Origin of the sequence: Corynebacterium suicordis DSM 45110 (genome assembly GCF_015351405.1) — a bacterium.
Taxonomy (GTDB): domain Bacteria; phylum Actinomycetota; class Actinomycetes; order Mycobacteriales; family Mycobacteriaceae; genus Corynebacterium; species Corynebacterium suicordis.
The window spans coordinates 39,984-55,452 of sequence record NZ_JADKMY010000003.1 but is presented as its reverse complement, the minus strand read 5'-3'; the positions used below and the strand labels follow the sequence as shown (position 1 = coordinate 55,452).

The window sequence follows — 15,469 nt, the reverse complement described above, 5'->3', positions numbered from 1 at the left end:
TGTGTCTGATCGTGCGCTACTTGCTGGCGGATTCGAGATCTTTGAGGATGCTATCGACGTACTGGAAATAGTCGCTGTCGGCGTCGGGTGTCTCGTTGATGTTCACCACGGGGATCTTCTTGTCCTTGGCGGCGCTCATGAGCTCCTGGGAGGCGGGAGTCTGGGACTGCTCGTTAGTAATGAGCACGTCCACTTTCCCATCGTTGATCGCTTGCTGAGCTGCGGCGATATCCGCGGCGGAAGGCTCGGCCTCCTTGGCTACTGCGGTGGCGAATCCGGAGGGGGTGACATCGTGCAACTTGCTACCCTCCAGCAAATGCGAGGCCACGGGTTCGGTAATGAGGTTGTTCATCGCGTCCAGCTTGCTCACCCGGTCGGAGAACTTGGCAGTCCGCTCGGTGACAGCCTTTGCATCATCCGGGATGCTTCCATCCAGCTTGTGCAGCTCGGCGGCGATCTTCTCCGCGAGCTCATCGATGGAATGCATGTCTAGCCAGACGTGCGGGTCTTCTTTGAAGGCCACACCGTGGTTGTGGCCCTTGTGGTCGGAGCCTTTCTGTTCGGAACCGCTCTGTTCTGGCTGAGCATCCCCGGTTTCCTCATGCGCATCCTCGCCATGCCCATCCTCCCCGTGCGCATGCGAGTGCCCCTCGGCCAGCTCGGCAGCGGTCAACAGGGGAGTGCCTTCGGTGACATGGTCGGTCAGCCAGTTGTCATAACCCCCGCCATTGGCCACCGCGAGATCTGCCTTGCGGATCTGGGCCACGTCCCTGGCGGTGGCTTCGTACTCGTGCGGATCATCGCTGGTGGAATCCAGGATGGGAACCACGTTCACGTCCGCGTTCTCTTTGGCCAGAGCCTCCACCAAGTCCCCGTAGATGGAGGTGGAGGTGACCACGGTGATGGAATTGGTGTCCGCGGGCTTGCTGTTGGAGCCGCCTTCCGCGCATGCCGAAAGCCCCAGTGCCAATGTAGTGATGCCAACCAAAGAGAAGAGCGCGCGTTTCATGAAAATCACATTATGGAATCTGACAACCGTTGTCAATTAGAGATCTCGCCGGGCTAGCCACCCCGCGCAACCCCCCAATACTCAACCCGCCTGCCACCCCAGACCATAGACTGAACAGCATGAACCACCCCGCCCGTAGAGGAACGCTGGCCTCCATCGCTGCCGAGCTGGGGGTTTCTCGCACCACCGTGTCCAATGCTTATAACAAGCCGGACCAGCTCTCCCCACAGCTGCGGGAAAAGATTCTCTCCACCGCCCGGGCGCTCGGTTACCCTGGTCCGGATCCCACCGCACGTTCTCTCCGCACGCGCCGGGCGGGTGCCATCGGGGTGTTGCTCACGGAGGAACTCACCTACGCCTTCGAAGACCAAGCCTCACTTGAATTCATGTCCGGCGTATCCCAGGCATGCAGCAAGATGAATGCCTCCATGTTGTTGGTACCTGCTGGCGTCGACCCAGATCCGGCCGCCAATCACGCCGCCGAACTCATCAACCAAGCCAGCGTGGATGGGTTCATCGTTTATTCGGTGGCCCGGGATGATCCCTTCCTCCAGACCGTGATCCACCGCAATCTCCCCACGGTGATTTGCGACCAGCCCGCAGATGATTCGGCCACGAACTTTGTGGGTATTGACGACGTCACCTCGATCAAACCCGTGGTTCAGCAACTGGTGGACGTGGGTCACACCAAGGTGGGGATCCTGTGCATCCGTCTGGATCGCACCCCGAACAACGGTCCGGTTTCGGCGGAAAGGCTCCGCACCGCGCAGATGCATGTGCAGCGATCGCGCATTACCGGGGCTCTCGAAGTATTGGAATCCGCAGGTATTTCTCCCGAGAGCGTGCCAATCATTGAGCGACACATCAACAATGAGAACACTTCCCGCAGCGCGGCCGAGGAACTACTGAGCACACATCCAGACATCACGGCCGTGGTGTGCACGGTGGATTCCATGGCCATCGCGGTGGCAGACGTACTGACTCAGCGGGGTGGCGAGTTTCCCCGGGATCTTTCCATCACCGGATTCGATGGCATTCCCCAGGCGGTCAGCCGGGGCATCACCACCGTGCGGCAGCCGTCCCGGCGCAAGGGGCAGGAGAGCGGGGATATGTTGGCTCAGCTCATCGAGGAATCTCAGCAGGCGCAGACAGCGAAATCGCTCAAGGGCGCGCGCACGCAGAGTGCTCGCAGGGTGTTGCTGGAAACCAGCGTGGTGCAGGGAGAATCTGTCGGTCCACCTCGTCAGGGAAATCTCCCGTTTTAGTTGTTCCCAGTTCGCGTGGCTGCCCATTCTTGGCGGGCGGTGGCTAGTTGGACCAGGAAATCCCGGATGTCCTCCGGTGTCTCTACCCGGCGGATGGCGGCAGATTCCCCTTCGCCCACCTTGATGCCAATATCCTGGCCCGGGCGGAGCATGCTCATCACTGTCTCATCGGTGGTGTCATCGCCAGCGAAAACAACCGCGTCCATCGCTGGAACCGCGCGTTCCAGGAAGGTGGAGAGATACTTGCCCTTGGTCATGGAGACCACCGCGACCTCCACGATGTCCTTGCCCATGGTCACCTTTGCGCCCTCACAATCCTGCGCGAAAGCCCGGTATTCTTCTGCTGCATCCAGGGCGATCGAGCGATCCTTGGCCGCGCGCGTATGCAACCCCACGGAAAATGGCTTGCGCTCCACCCAGATCCCCGGTTCCCGCTGCGCCTGAGTTTCGGCGAAGTGCGCGAGTTGCCCCAGCAGTTCCCGCTGCGGGTCGCTGAGGTTCACCATTGGCTGATCCGCAGGTTCCGCACCGTGGCTACCCACCAAGCGGATGATTCCATCGCCGCCAGTGGCTGCCTTGGCGGCATGCGCAGGATCAATCTCCGTGACAGCAGAGAGGAGCTCCACGTTCCGCCCGGAAATCACCATCACTGAAGTGTTGTTGATGGCGGAAAGGGAATGGAGGGCGTCGAATGATCCTTCAACCGCACGGCATTGATAGGGATCTGTGGAAAAATGAGCCAGAGTGCCGTCAAAATCCATGGCAACCAGCAGGTTCGGCACATTCGCCAGGTAGGCAATGTCCGCGGGGGAGAGTGCGCGCAAGGGGCTTCCTTAATGTGTGAAGAAAAATATTGAAGATTCCGCTGGGAATTCTACGGTCCGCTGATGAATTCCACGGAAGGAGCGGTCTGCCAATCGGGCTGATCAGCGTGGATTTGCTGGAGCCGCAATGAGGTTTCCGTGGGGCGGGAGATACTCACGGTGGAGTTATCCAAGGCCTTCTGCAAACGCTTGGCGGTATCTTCATCGGCGGGGAGGCACTGAACGCTACTGTCCTCGCCGCGGTCGATCAGCTCCGAGGAAAAGTTGGAGATGCTCACCTCGGTGGTGTCCTTGTTCCACTCCACGTCACCCCGGAGGGCAAGGCAGCCGCTGGCCCCAGTGAAGGAGGAATCTCCGAATACCAGGAATGTGCGGCCCTGCTGGGTGGGTGTGAGTTCGGTGGGGCGATCGGTGCCGTCGTACACCGAGCTCACCTGCCACTGGGTGGTGCCCAGCGGGGCGCTGTCCGAGCCACATGCGGCCAAGGCAAAACCACAGGTCATGAGACCTGCGATGACGCTTGCGCGTGCGCGGAGGCCTGCCCTCACTGGCGAGCTTCCTTGAGCTGGTGGAGGAAGGTGGAGGCCCAATAATCCACGTCGTTTTCTTCCACGTGCTTCCACATTTCCAGCATCCGCTCGCGCCGGGCCACGGTGGGCTCCTTGATGGCCAGCAGGATGGCATCGCAGATGGATTGATTATCGTGCGGATTACACAGGTATGCCTGCGTGAGCTGGGTGGCTGCACCGGTGAACTCGCTGAGCACCAGTGCGCCGCTGCCATCGGCATGGCTGGCCACGTACTCCTTGGCCACCAAGTTCATGCCGTCTTTAATGGCGGTGACCAGCATGATGTCCGTGGCCGCATACAGACCCACGATCTCCGCGAACGGCAGGCCGTGGTGGATGTAGTGGACCAGCGGACGTCCCAGCTGCGCGTAATTGCCGTTGATGCGGGACACCACGCGTTCCACTTCCTCGCGGGTGCGGCGGTAATCCTCCAGCCGCTCACGCGATGGGGTGGCCACCTGCACCATCACGATGTCCGCGGGGGAGAGGTCGCCCGAATCCATCAGGGATTCCACGGCCAGCAATCGGTGCAGGATGCCCTTGGTGTAATCCATCCGATCCACACCGGTCAGCAGGATCTTCGGTGAACCGAGCTGCGCGCGCAGTTGCGTGGTGGCAGCCATGGTCTCGCCGGAATAAGACTGATCCTTGACCTTCTGAGAATCAATGGAGATAGGGAACACGCCTACCCGCGCCACGCGCTCATCGGGCATGATCACGCGTCCCACGATGCAGCTATCCTCCGGCATGCGAGCTCCCCGCAGAAACTCGGCGGATTCCTCATCGTCATCGGTTTCTACCGTGTAATCCAGGGCGCGCAGCGTATCCAGGAAGTTCCGGGCGCCATCTTGAGTGTGGAAGCCAATCACATCGGCCCCCAGTGTGCCCTCTAGCAGCTCCTTGCGCCACGGCAATTGGCGGAAGAGTTCCGGGTTGGGGAAAGGGATATGCAGGAAGAACCCGATGCACAGATCAGGGCGCTGTTCGCGGAGCAATTGTGGCACCAGGTGCAGCTGGTAATCCTGCACCCACACGGTGGCGCCCTCGGAGGCGCTGCGCGCACTCTGCTCGGCGAAGCGCTGGTTTACCGTCTGGTAGCGCTCCCACCAATCCCGCTCGAAGCGGGGAGGCACAATCAGATCGTGATAAAGCGGCCACAACGTCGCGTTGGAAAAACCCTCGTAGAACTGGGCAAAGTCTTCCTCGTCCAAGTTCACGGGGATGGCGTGCAAGCCACCGGCTTCTTCCGCGCTGGGCATATCTTCCAGCTGCACGGGCTCGGTGGAGCCGGGCCAGCCGACCCACGCGCCACTATTGGCTTCCAACACCGGGCGCAGGGCAGTCACCAATCCGCCGGGGGAGGGAGACCACGTCACCTCTCCGGTCTCGGGATCTTTCTGGCTGTCCACTGGCAAGCGGTTAGCCACCACGACAAAATCAGCCGAGCCGAAATCAGCCTCGGAGGTGGTGTGTTCTGTGGATTCTGGAGAGGTTGTCACAGCAGCACTTTTGCCTTATCTGCGGATTATTCCGCCGCCTTCTTCGTCGCCTTTTTGGCGGTGGTCTTCTTGGTTGCCTTCTTGGCCGTCTTCTTCGCGGCCTTCTTTGCAGCCTTCTTGGTGGTCTTGCGGGCAGTCTTGGTCTCTTCGGCTTCCTCAGCTGCCAGATCTGCAACCACCTTGCGGTGGATCAAGCCCTCTGGCTCCACACCCAGCATGGACATGAGCGTGACAGCATCCAAGAAATCATCGGAGTACGTAGCGACGATGCGCTGAGCAGCCTCGGCAGTTTCCGTCTCCACTGCATGCAAAGACTCAGTATTGGCGGTCCGGTTATCGGTGACCTTAGGCGGCACGTGTCATCCCCTTTGATTGTGGCTAAAAATTTTCTACCTAACCATTCTACTCTAGCGCCAGGACGCGGAAAGGTGCGTCGTCCTCGTTCTTGGTGCCCTTAGTTTTCGACGCCGCCCTTGACCCCTTCGTCATTCGCCTCTGTGTCTGTATCTTCATCATCCGCGAGCAGCGGGGCTTCTCGGTCGGCCACTTGGGCATCCAGCTGCCACAGGGATTGCGCACCCTTGCGCTCACGGGAACGCCAGTGCAGCGGCTGGCGCACGCGTCCGGTCTTGGTCATCCGTGGCGGGATCAGGGTTTCGCGCATGCGTGGCAGGTGTGGGCGTCGGATACGACGAGCAATCCACTCACCCAGCACCACGCCACTGGCCAGTGCGGTTGCGGTAGCCAGGGCGATCGCGAGGTTGGACAGGCCGATCACAAATTGGTCGTTGAGGATGGAGCTCATACCGCGGTACAGCGCCAGACCAGGCAGGAATGGGGTAATGCCAGCAGCTGCGGTGATCTGTGGCGGGATCATGAAACGACGAGAAAGCACACCACCGGTGAAGCCCACGATGATGGCGGCCATGCCGCCGGCTGCCACGGGGGAGAGCTGCCAATCGTTGATGAACAGGTAGTAGAAAAAGCTGGCCACCAGCGATGTTGCGGATGCCACGATGGTTGCTTGGCGCTCCGTGAAGCACGCGATGCAGAAGAATGACGTGGCAACTGCGCCTGCCAGGATTTGAATGGTGGTGGAACCGAACGCACCGACAGTTTGCGAGGTATCCAGGGGTGGCAAATTGATGCCCAGGAAGTTAATCAGCTGGATACCCGTACCAATGCCGGAGATAATTCCGCCGGTGTGCAGCAGAGTTTCGAAGAACCTAGCGGAGGATGTGACGGGCGCCCCCGTGACTCCATCCTGCAGTGCCTGCACCAGAGTCAGACCTGCCAGCAGGGCAACGATGCAGGACGCGACCACCAGCGAGGGCGGGAGATACACGCCAATTTGGTCCGCTAATCGAAACGCCAGCCCGGCCGGGATCACCGCGATGAACCCGCCGATGAAGTTCTGGAAAAACACGGGCAGGGATTTCGAGGCCAGCCACGCGGTGGCGAATACCGTGAAGATGGTGGTGGCGGTGGCCAACAGCGCCACCCACCAGCCACCACCGAGCAACAGCGCCACGGCACCAGCGAAGAATCCCCACGCGCCAAGCGCATAGCGATTTCGATAAGGCAGGGGGGAGGTCTCAATCTCAAAGAGGATCTTCTGCGCTTCTTCCAACCGCACACCACCGCGCACGATGGAGCGGACCAGCCGGTCCACCTCGGTCAAGCGCGAGAAATCCGTGGTGAGTTTATGCACCACGCGGAAGCTGGACGCCGGATTCTTGGACTGGTCATACGTGGCGTACAACGTGATGGTGTTCAGGGTGATATCCACGTGCACGTAGTGCAGACCAAAGGCAGCGGTGATGCCGCGGATCTGCGCCTTTGCATCTGAATTGCCTGTTCCGGCGGCTAAGAGGAGATCGCCGATACGCGAAGCCAGATCCATCACTGCATGGATCTTGGAGGTATCCGTGAAATCAATCGGAGCCAAAATAGAGGGCGGTGGTGCCATGCGAATCGCATCGATTGTCGCCCTGTTTCCGGAGAACATGAGGTCGGCACCTTTGCGTACCGCATTCCTGAACTTGCTAGCCACGCCCTTACCGTACATGTTGGTGCAGACACCGGAAGAGCGAGGATGAGAATTGGGCGAACCCTCACGCTGCTGCTAATCTTTGGGCAGTCTGAACACGTTTTGCGTGCGTGGGCTGTGCTGGAGTGGCGCAATTGGCAGCGCAACGCACTTGTAATGCGTAGGTTGCGAGTTCAAGTCTCGTCTCCAGCTCAAAAACCCCAGGTAGAACACAGTTTCTGCTTGGGGTTCTTTGATGTTTCCGGCTGAAGTGTCTAAAAATGGCTAAAAATTTTAGGTTTTGATTGCGGCACGTTTGAAATACATTTCTCTCATGCGCTTTTCGGATGGCAAAATTTGTTCCCATCCCAACCGCTGCCAGAATCCCGCAGCCTCTTCCTCAAGGGCGCACAGGTCGCATTCGGGAAACTTTCTAATGAGCCAGTCGATAATCTGGGTTCCAACCCCGTTATTTCGAAACCCTTGATGGACATCGATGAACTGAATTTCCAGTAGGCCGTTGTTTGTCGTCGGGACTTGGTAGTCACTGCCCGCAAATCGGTTCTCAACGTTCCCCCAATCCAACTCTAGAAGCGCAACGCACCTGTTGTCTTCATTCCAAAAGCTGAAGCGCTGGTAACTATCTTGATCACGGCACTGAAGCTCAAATCTAACGCCTTCCCATTTGCTGAGGAATTGAAAGCCACCACTAACAGGGAAATTATGATCGGGAAAATGATGTTCTTTTATGGATAGATTCATGAGTCCGATTCTAGGCAGGGTCGGTGCCGGAGGATCCGATCTCCAGTTTTCTATGTGCGATTCCGCTGGGAAGAGAAGGACAAATCGTTTGCAGCTAGGGGGATCAGAGGCGGGACCGTCGCAAGAAACATGCGGGGTCTGACCAGCTCAACCCAGGACACCCGAAGTCGCGAAAGACCAGATTGTCCATAGCGGGATCTTCACAAATACTGGTTTAAAAGACTTAGTCTAGATTGCCGTCCGATTCCACCTGGTGGGTATACCGAGGTTAATTGGAGCAACTAAGTTGTTGCTGAGGAAACTGTTAGCGAGTAGATCAACGATCTTGTCGGGCCATGTTGTACCAGGTGACACTGCGCGCACCAAATGCGACATGATCAAAAGCGCTCCGAAAATTCTCTCGCTCTGCCCGGATTCTGGAAGTAAGTCCAAATTCCCATTCGATCGGAGTGCGGACGTGGATGCGGGTGTGAAAGACTTGTTCCAGAGTCGCCCATGATGGGCGCATGTATTTCTGATGATGGTGAGTTGCTCCATCCAACCCGCTAGAGGATGCCGGTTCCGAACCTTATCTTTTTGCGCACGGGACAAAGACCCGAAATCGATTGTGAGATTGAGATTCTGCGCAATCTTCATTTGGTCTCTTCCTTTGAGGCCGGCAAACAACTCTGAAATATCGCGGAAATCCATTACTTCAGCGACTACCCAAAGTGGGAATCGACCACCGTACGAATTTTTATAGTGTTTGATCGATTCACTTGATTTAGCGCGAGCCAATCTTCCGTATGCAGTGGAGATCCAGTCGGTATGATTAAATTTCTCTCTGAATAAATCCGATTTGAGGTAGGAAGTGGGATCTTCAGGCGTATACGAGCAGAGCAGCTCTACCACTTGGGTACGCATCGCGATTTCTATGCGCTCCATTCCATCGTGGATAAGAGTCCGCAATTTTCGATCCGCTTCGTAGAGACTGATTACGTCCTTAAAAGAAGTGTTTGGGATAAAGTCTTCGCGACGATTGTTAGAATGGGGATCAATCGCTCGTGCTGGGTACCAGTATGCCGAAAGCCTGTAATAGCTCACATTTTTTAGCCACTGCTCTGCTTCCTTATCGTCGATGAGCATATGGCGGGCTCTGAGCCGTTGAACATGTTCTTCGAGCGTGGCAGCAGGTTTGAGGTCATTGACCAAGGCTCTAGGCTCCAGTGGTATAAAAAGATCCAGCCCGCTCTTGAACTTGCCTTTTAAGGCTAGTCCAAGGCAGGCTGAACGATTACATGCATGTTATCACGGGGATACTGATTTGGGAAGGCAAGAACAGAAGTGTGACGCCTTACTAGCTGCAGAATGTCCATTGTCGGTGGACTGGGCCAGCCAAGCGACTAAATAGTGGAGGTTAGCTACGGATCGGTTGCTGTGTCCGCCGTGATAGTTCCTTGGCAGGCTTCAAAGACAGCCGGTTGGGGCTATTTTTCTTGGCGGCTGCCAAAGTAACCGACGATGACCGCGGCAACCAGCAGGAGCAGTGGAACCGTTGGGTTTCCTATCTTCATGAACACGACGAGGATTGAGAGGATCGCCAGAACGATTGCAGCGTAGGTGGACAGGTTTTTCACGAGACTCCTAGGATGTTTCGTGGCTTGATGAGCTCATTCATTGATGCCCAGCCAGACGGAGTTTTCCCTTAGTTCAGCCCAATTCCCAGCTGGTCAGCGGTCAACTTTGTGGCCATTAAAACCACAACCACCAACAGAACCACGCGCACGAAACCGGCTCCCCTGCCGATCACCATGCGGGCGCCGATCTGCGCACCGATCACGTTCGTGACCGCGAGTGCCAGCCCCATGAGCCACAGCACCTCGCCCTGCAGACCGAACGCCACCAGCGCGCCCAGGTTGGTGAAGGTGTTGATTATTTTGGCCCACGCGGCACTGGTGAGGAAGTCCGTACCCAGCAAGGTGGTGAAGCTCAGGATCAGGAAAAGTCCGGTGCCGGGGCCGAAGGTGCCGTCGTACACGCCGATGGCTGCGACCAGCGCAAGCACACTAAGCCAGCGCTTCCGGGTCACAGTTTTAGGCTGCGGGGTTTGCCCAAACGAAGGTCTCGCCGCCACAAAAATACCCACGGCTACCAGCATCGCGATGATGATGGGCCGCATGATGTCTTTATCCACGGAAGAGGCAATCACGGCGCCACCGGCAGCGCCGAAGAATGCCAGCGGCGCATATTTCAAGGCGGTGCGCGCGGAGGGAACCTTGCGCGCCAAGGTGATGGCCGCGCTGCCCGTGCCGAATATCGCGGCCACCTTGTTCAAGCTCAGGGCCTGCGCATTAGAGAACTGCGGGTTGAGGATCATCACCAGCGGCACCAGGATCAGCCCGCCGCCGCCCACCACGGCATCTACCCAGCCAGCAATGAGGGAGCCCACGAGCAGGACAGTGATAACAGTCGCGCTCATGGGCCTCGGTGCTCCTTAGGGGAAAATCAACAATTACTCTGCGGGATGCTTAGCGAAGTCATAGAGCATCACGTGGCAGGTGCCCTTTTCGTTGAGTCCCTGATCGACAAAGCCCTGCTTTTCGTACACGTGGTAGGCGCGATCATTGCCCAGATCCACAGCCAAGCTCACGCCTGGCTTACCCTTATCGCGGGCCACGGACACTGCTTCCATCAGCAGTTTCTTGCCCAGGCCGCCACCGGTCTTGCCGCGGGCCAGCGCGATTGCCAGCTCGGGGATTTCGGAAGAGATGAAACCAGAGGCGTGCTTTTCCTCGGTGGAATTCCGCAACCAGGATGCGCCGATGGGTTCACCATCTTCTTCGAGGATTACACCGCCTTGCTCGGGGGACCAGGCGTCGACATATAGCTTGACGTCCTCGGTAAAACTTTCCGAAACGTCCCGATCCTCGCCCCAGGTGTCCGTTTCGCGGAACATGCGGAAAAGAAAATCTCGATCTGCTTCCACGGCGGGGCGGAAGGAGATCGAGCGTGTTTCAGCAGAATCTGTGTGGTTAACCATTACTCGAGGGTAACAGTTTGGCCCACAGAGGCTGTCGAACCTACCAGATGAAGACCTGGTCTCCGGGGTTCAGGTTGTTGAAGTAGAACTCCGCATCAGGGCGGTTCATGCGCACGCAGCCAGCGGACTGGGTGCCCGTGGTGCCCTGGTGGAAAGCGTGGCCGGAGTTGGTGAAGTAGGTGGCGAAAGGCATCGGCGCGTTGTTGAACTCGCGGGAGATTTCATCGCGAACCTTGTACTGCACCCGGAAGGTACCCTTTGGGGTCTCCTGGCCGGCGCGACCGTGGGACATGCCCACTGGGCCGTAGGTGATCTGGCCGTTGTTCTGCAGCCAGGTGCGGTTGTTCTGCAAATCGACGCAAGCTCGTGCCGAAGGAGGGCATGGGCTGTTGCGAGCTGCCTCTGCCAAGCGAGCGGCTTCGCGCTGGGCAACTGCCTGGCGCTCTGCAGCTGCGCGTTGTGCTTCGCGAGCCTGCAATGCGCCGGGAGCGATAACGTCAACTGCGTTATCCACGCCCTGCTGAACAGGAGCTTGCATTTCCTGGGGGAGGCGACCGGACTCGTTCACGATTCCGTCACGAGCGTTCAGCACGCCGTTGTTGAAATCATTGCGAAGCTGACCCATCTGGGCTGGTGAGGAGCCAATTGCTGGAGTCTGTGCGGATGCGACTCCACCACTGAGGCTGGACGCTGCGACTACTGCAAAGCCAAAGGAAGCGGCACGACGACCCGTGCGGCTCGGGCGACGGTGTGTGCCAATGTAAGAACTCATAATTTTTACCCTAAACCTCTTGACAGCTCCATGCCAGTTAAACACGCTAAATTCACAGGTCAGCTCTCACAGGAAACGTACAGCGACCATTCAGGGTAACCGGACGAGGGTGAGTAATAATACTCGGCATGACAACTCCAAATGCCCAGCCAATCAAGGTGCTCGTCGTAGACGATGAAGCCAATATCTCAGACCTCATCAAGGTCAGCCTCAAGTTCCAAGGCTTCGACGTGGAAAGCGCAGACAACGGCGCAGACGCCCTCGAGCTGGCCAAGTCCTACCAGCCGGACGCTTTCATCCTGGACGTGATGATGCCCGGAATGGATGGCTTCACCCTCCTGAAGAAGCTTCGCGCCCAGGGCCACGATGCCCCCGTGCTTTTCCTCACCGCGAAGGATGGCGTGGAGGATCGCATCCACGGACTGACCATTGGCGCCGATGACTACGTGACCAAGCCCTTCTCCCTGGAAGAAGTCATCACCCGCTTGCGCGTGATCCTGCGCCGAGTGACGCCGGAAGAGGAAGCTGCCACCAGCCTCATCACCTACGAAGACCTGTCCCTGGATGATGACATGCACGAGGTCACCAAGGGTGGCAAGGTCATCGAGCTTTCCCCCACGGAATTCAAACTGCTGCGCTACCTGATGGTGAACGCGGAAGTGGTGCTGAGCAAGTCCAAGATCCTGGATCACGTATGGAACTATGACTTCGGCGGCGATGGCAACGTGGTGGAAAGCTACGTCTCTTACCTGCGACGGAAGATTGATACCGAGGAGCCACGGCTCATCCACACCGTGCGTGGTGTGGGCTACGTACTACGGAAGCCCAGGGCATAAATTCAGTGAGTGCATTTCGCCCTGATAAGGGCCCGGATAGAGCAGCAGTGCAAGTGATGGAGCCCCAAGAAAACCGCAGGTTTTCCGGGCATCTGTTGAGCCGGATGCCACTGCGCGTCTCGCTCGTGATGGTGATTGGCGCGCTGACGGCCTTCGGCTTGATGGTCTTCAGCCTGGCAATCACCACCACTCTGCAAAACGTGCTCATCCAACAAGTGGATGCCCAGCTCAACTCCGCCACCCAAACGTGGGCGCATGACACCACCCAGACCGATCCCACCCAAACCGGCTCTGCTTTCCCTGGGCCCAGCGGCTCTTCGGGTAGTACGCAGCAAGGTCAGCTTGGTGGTTCGGAGGGTTCCGTGCCGGGAAATGACGGCACCAGCCGACCCCCATCACAGTTCTACGTGCGCGTGGTGGACGGTGACCGGGCCATCGAATCCTTCAACTCCGTGATGGATTCCTTGCCGGATGTCAACTCACTCACCCAGCCAGGACAGCCGCGGACAGTGCCGGCCAGGGCCGGGTCAGCCGATCCCGCTCATTGGCGCGCAGCCAGCGTGGAGAATGCGGACGGCACCGTCACCATCGTGGCGCTCTCCCTCTCTGATGAGGAGCACACCATCGCTCGCCTGGTGTTCTTCCAGGCCTTGGGTGGCATCATCCTGCTGGCCGTGGTGATGGCCCTGAGCACATACATCGTGCGCCGCGCGCTGCGACCACTCAACGAGGTGGAGTACACCGCCTCACTGATTTCCCGCGGTCAGCTGGGGCAGCGCATCCCCGAAAGGCCCAACAATACTGAGGTGGGAAGGCTATCGGAAGCGCTGAACCGCATGCTGCAGCAGGTGCAGGGCGCGTTTGTGGCAGTGGCGGCGTCGGAAAGACAAGCACGTAAATCGGAGGCTTCCATGCGCCGGTTTATTGGCGACGCCTCCCACGAACTACGCACCCCACTGACTTCTGTTCGTGGATACGCGGAGCTTTATACATCCGGAGCCACGCAAGATGCGGGCATGGTGATGGACAAAATTTCCGAGGAAGCAGGGCGGATGAGCCTGCTGGTGGAAGATCTCCTCGCGCTGGTGCGAATGGATGAAGGCAGGCCACTGCGCTCAGATCACGTGGACATGTTGGAGCTGGCGCTGACCACCACGGAATCCACTCGCGCGGCATTCCCCGGGCGGGTGGTGAAGGTGCGAAATGAATCCGGCAGTGTGCCCGTGGTGGCGGGAGATTCAGCTCGGCTGCACCAGGTGTTGAGCAACCTGCTGACAAACTCCATGCGTCATGCGGGTGAAGACGCGGAGACCACCGTGGTGCTGCGCACCGATGCGCACCTGGCGCCCAACAGCATCATCTTGGAAATCAAAGACAACGGGCGGGGCATTCCGGAGAAGGATTTGCCGCATCTGTTTGATCGTTTCTACCGGCCGGATGTCTCCCGTTCGCGTAACTCGGGCGGCTCGGGGCTGGGGCTTTCAATCGTCAAGGGTCTGGTGGAAAAGCACGGGGGAAGCATTTCCGTGCACTCCCAGCTGGGGGAGGGCACCACGTTCCGGATCCTGCTGCCGCAACTGGCTGAGGAGAACGGCATGGATCAGGAAGAACCAGCGGATTCTGCGGAATTCGGCTCATCTTCGTAGGTCTCGGAATCCTGTGGCTGAGGCGAGCCGGGCTCGGATGATTCCGGCTCATACGGCTCGGAATCTTCCCAGTCCTCCTCATGATCCAGTCCATCCAGTAAGAATTCATGCACTAGAGCTTGGACCTGCGGGTGGCTGGGGAGCTCCTCATGGCGACAGCGAGAAATGCCCCTGTCCTGCAGGTACGTATTCTGCACCCGTGGTGAGCCATCGGAGCGGTCCCCTTCGCCCTTGAGGAACGCCTGATCGTGGGGCACCACGGTGGAATCGTTGAGCGTGGCGAAGCAGGAATAGAGGATGTGCGGGCGGGTATCTTCGCTAGCCGCCAACGTTTCCAACAGCGGTGAACCCACCACCTGCTGCATGCCCGCCGGCCCAAAGATGCGCCTCACGGTTGAGGTGGCCATGCGCTGGGTGGATTCCCGGGTCACCAGCCCGCCGAGCATGCCCAGCAACGTGGTGCCGTGGTGCGGAGTGCCCAAGGTGAGCAGATGGTGGACGTGATCCTCGCCGCCCATCTCATTGATCCAATACCGAGCGAGCAATCCACCCTGAGAGTGGCCCACAATATCCACCTGAGTGGCACCCGTGGCAGCCAAAACCTGCTCGATGTACGCGCCCACATCCGCTGCTGAACTGGGGATGTCCTGGGTGCCGTGCACGCCATAATCCGGGCAGAACACCACGAAGTCATCAGCGCGCAGGCGCAACACCAAGTTCTGCCACACGTTTTTGGAGCTGATGGTGCCGTGGATCAAGATCACCGGGTAGGGGCGGTGCAAAGGCGGGCGTGCCTGCCATAGATCGTCCGCGTAACCGTGGGAGACCTGCCGCGCGCCCAAGGGGACAGCTGCAGGCTCATTGCGCAGTTGCGGCGTATTGCTGCGGGCGATTCCCAAGTTCCCGGGGATATCCCAGATGAACTTGCCCGTGGAGGCCACGCCACTGCCCAAGCGGGAGAACAAGCCGCGGGAGACTGCTTCTTCTGCGGAGTCGTCATCGGCCAGGACCAGCTGATCTTCGAGGGTCAGCGGGTTGAGTTCATCCACTTCCCCGAGGTCGCTGTGCTCGAGGTCGCTGTGCTCGAGGTCGCTGTGCTCGAGGTCGCTGTCTGTGAAGATTGGTTCGAGTTCGGAGCCTGCAGAAAGAGCAGGGTTCATCGCCACCTCGGAGGGATCCACTTCGGGAGGCTCCGGGAGGTGGTGGTCGGGGAGATCTGGAGTGTCGTTCACCCTGCGT

At 58.7% G+C, this 15,469-nt stretch carries 16 protein-coding genes and 1 tRNA gene; 4 read left to right on the top strand and 13 right to left on the bottom strand.

What is annotated here, in order from left to right:
• Nucleotides 1-16: 16 nt before the first annotated feature.
• The gene (locus IRY30_RS08705; protein WP_194557043.1) at nucleotides 17-1,009 is read right to left on the bottom strand and encodes a metal ABC transporter solute-binding protein, Zn/Mn family; all 993 of its coding nucleotides are present in this window, start codon (nucleotides 1,007-1,009) and stop codon (nucleotides 17-19) included.
• Between the two features lie 119 nt (nucleotides 1,010-1,128).
• On the opposite strand from IRY30_RS08705, the gene IRY30_RS08700 reads away from it, so the two are divergent.
• Nucleotides 1,129-2,274 carry a LacI family DNA-binding transcriptional regulator gene (locus IRY30_RS08700; protein WP_194557042.1) on the top strand — a complete coding sequence of 382 codons (1,146 nt, stop codon included), beginning with the start codon at nucleotides 1,129-1,131 and terminating at the stop codon, nucleotides 2,272-2,274.
• Here the strand turns inward: IRY30_RS08700 and otsB are convergent.
• The 5 genes from otsB to thrE form a co-directional block, all read right to left on the bottom strand.
• Nucleotides 2,271-3,098, bottom strand: a complete 828-nt coding sequence (otsB, locus tag IRY30_RS08695; protein ID WP_228503337.1) for a trehalose-phosphatase — start codon at nucleotides 3,096-3,098, stop codon at nucleotides 2,271-2,273. The two genes, IRY30_RS08700 and otsB, sit on opposite strands and share 4 nt — an antisense overlap.
• A gap of 50 nt (nucleotides 3,099-3,148) precedes the next feature.
• On the bottom strand, nucleotides 3,149-3,646 hold the full coding sequence (locus IRY30_RS08690; protein ID WP_309824430.1) for a hypothetical protein: 498 nt from the start codon (nucleotides 3,644-3,646) through the stop codon (nucleotides 3,149-3,151).
• Nucleotides 3,643-5,166 (bottom strand): alpha,alpha-trehalose-phosphate synthase (UDP-forming), encoded by a 1,524-nt coding sequence (locus IRY30_RS08685; protein ID WP_194557041.1) that lies wholly within the window; start codon nucleotides 5,164-5,166, stop codon nucleotides 3,643-3,645. Before IRY30_RS08685 ends, IRY30_RS08690 begins: the two co-directional genes overlap by 4 nt.
• A gap of 26 nt (nucleotides 5,167-5,192) precedes the next feature.
• Complete coding sequence (locus IRY30_RS08680) at nucleotides 5,193-5,522, bottom strand: hypothetical protein (protein ID WP_194557040.1); 330 nt, start codon at nucleotides 5,520-5,522, stop codon at nucleotides 5,193-5,195.
• Between the two features lie 98 nt (nucleotides 5,523-5,620).
• Entirely contained in the window at nucleotides 5,621-7,219 is a 1,599-nt protein-coding gene (gene thrE, locus IRY30_RS08675) for a threonine/serine exporter ThrE (RefSeq protein ID WP_309824433.1), read from the bottom strand.
• Nucleotides 7,220-7,335: 116 nt separating this feature from the next.
• On the opposite strand from thrE, the gene IRY30_RS08670 reads away from it, so the two are divergent.
• A tRNA-Thr gene (locus IRY30_RS08670) sits at nucleotides 7,336-7,408 on the top strand.
• 81 nt (nucleotides 7,409-7,489) lie between these two features.
• Here IRY30_RS08670 and IRY30_RS08665 read toward each other — a convergent pair.
• The 6 genes from IRY30_RS08665 to IRY30_RS08640 form a co-directional block, all read right to left on the bottom strand.
• Nucleotides 7,490-7,957, bottom strand: coding sequence for a GNAT family N-acetyltransferase (locus tag IRY30_RS08665; protein ID WP_194557038.1), 468 nt, complete (start codon nucleotides 7,955-7,957; stop codon nucleotides 7,490-7,492).
• Nucleotides 7,958-8,185: 228 nt separating this feature from the next.
• Nucleotides 8,186-9,148, bottom strand: a complete 963-nt coding sequence (locus tag IRY30_RS08660; RefSeq protein WP_228503334.1) for an Abi family protein — start codon at nucleotides 9,146-9,148, stop codon at nucleotides 8,186-8,188.
• A gap of 275 nt (nucleotides 9,149-9,423) precedes the next feature.
• The gene (locus tag IRY30_RS08655; RefSeq protein WP_194557037.1) at nucleotides 9,424-9,573 is read right to left on the bottom strand and encodes a hypothetical protein; all 150 of its coding nucleotides are present in this window, start codon (nucleotides 9,571-9,573) and stop codon (nucleotides 9,424-9,426) included.
• 68 nt (nucleotides 9,574-9,641) lie between these two features.
• Entirely contained in the window at nucleotides 9,642-10,415 is a 774-nt protein-coding gene (locus IRY30_RS08650; RefSeq protein ID WP_194557036.1) for a TSUP family transporter, read from the bottom strand.
• 33 nt (nucleotides 10,416-10,448) lie between these two features.
• A complete protein-coding gene (locus tag IRY30_RS08645) occupies nucleotides 10,449-10,976 on the bottom strand; it encodes a GNAT family N-acetyltransferase (RefSeq protein ID WP_194557035.1) in 528 nt (175 codons plus the stop codon).
• 40 nt (nucleotides 10,977-11,016) lie between these two features.
• The gene (locus tag IRY30_RS08640) at nucleotides 11,017-11,748 is read right to left on the bottom strand and encodes a L,D-transpeptidase (RefSeq protein WP_194557034.1); all 732 of its coding nucleotides are present in this window, start codon (nucleotides 11,746-11,748) and stop codon (nucleotides 11,017-11,019) included.
• A 128-nt stretch (nucleotides 11,749-11,876) separates the two neighbouring features.
• Between IRY30_RS08640 and IRY30_RS08635 the strand changes: the two genes are divergently transcribed.
• Both IRY30_RS08635 and IRY30_RS08630 read left to right on the top strand, forming a co-directional pair.
• Nucleotides 11,877-12,584, top strand: coding sequence for a response regulator transcription factor (locus IRY30_RS08635; protein WP_194557033.1), 708 nt, complete (start codon nucleotides 11,877-11,879; stop codon nucleotides 12,582-12,584).
• A 56-nt stretch (nucleotides 12,585-12,640) separates the two neighbouring features.
• The gene (locus IRY30_RS08630) at nucleotides 12,641-14,230 is read left to right on the top strand and encodes a sensor histidine kinase (RefSeq protein ID WP_194557032.1); all 1,590 of its coding nucleotides are present in this window, start codon (nucleotides 12,641-12,643) and stop codon (nucleotides 14,228-14,230) included.
• On the opposite strand, the gene IRY30_RS08625 is transcribed toward IRY30_RS08630, so the two are convergent.
• Nucleotides 14,185-15,462: an esterase/lipase family protein gene (locus tag IRY30_RS08625; RefSeq protein WP_309824446.1), complete on the bottom strand. Its 1,278-nt coding sequence runs from the start codon at nucleotides 15,460-15,462 to the stop codon at nucleotides 14,185-14,187. The two genes, IRY30_RS08630 and IRY30_RS08625, sit on opposite strands and share 46 nt — an antisense overlap.
• Nucleotides 15,463-15,469 lie beyond the last annotated feature (7 nt).

Excerpts from the sequence above, each read along its gene's own strand:
- IRY30_RS08705 (WP_194557043.1), bottom strand. The coding sequence starts at position 1,009 with ATGAAACGCGCGCTCTTCTCTTTGGTTGGCATCACTACATTGGCACTG.
- IRY30_RS08640 (WP_194557034.1), bottom strand. The coding sequence starts at position 11,748 with ATGAGTTCTTACATTGGCACACACCGTCGCCCGAGCCGCACGGGTCGT.
- IRY30_RS08630 (WP_194557032.1), top strand. The coding sequence starts at position 12,641 with ATGGAGCCCCAAGAAAACCGCAGGTTTTCCGGGCATCTGTTGAGCCGG.
- IRY30_RS08650 (WP_194557036.1), bottom strand. The coding sequence starts at position 10,415 with ATGAGCGCGACTGTTATCACTGTCCTGCTCGTGGGCTCCCTCATTGCT.
- IRY30_RS08665 (WP_194557038.1), bottom strand. The coding sequence starts at position 7,957 with ATGAATCTATCCATAAAAGAACATCATTTTCCCGATCATAATTTCCCT.
- IRY30_RS08700 (WP_194557042.1), top strand. The coding sequence starts at position 1,129 with ATGAACCACCCCGCCCGTAGAGGAACGCTGGCCTCCATCGCTGCCGAG.
- IRY30_RS08635 (WP_194557033.1), top strand. The coding sequence starts at position 11,877 with ATGACAACTCCAAATGCCCAGCCAATCAAGGTGCTCGTCGTAGACGAT.
- IRY30_RS08645 (WP_194557035.1), bottom strand. The coding sequence starts at position 10,976 with ATGGTTAACCACACAGATTCTGCTGAAACACGCTCGATCTCCTTCCGC.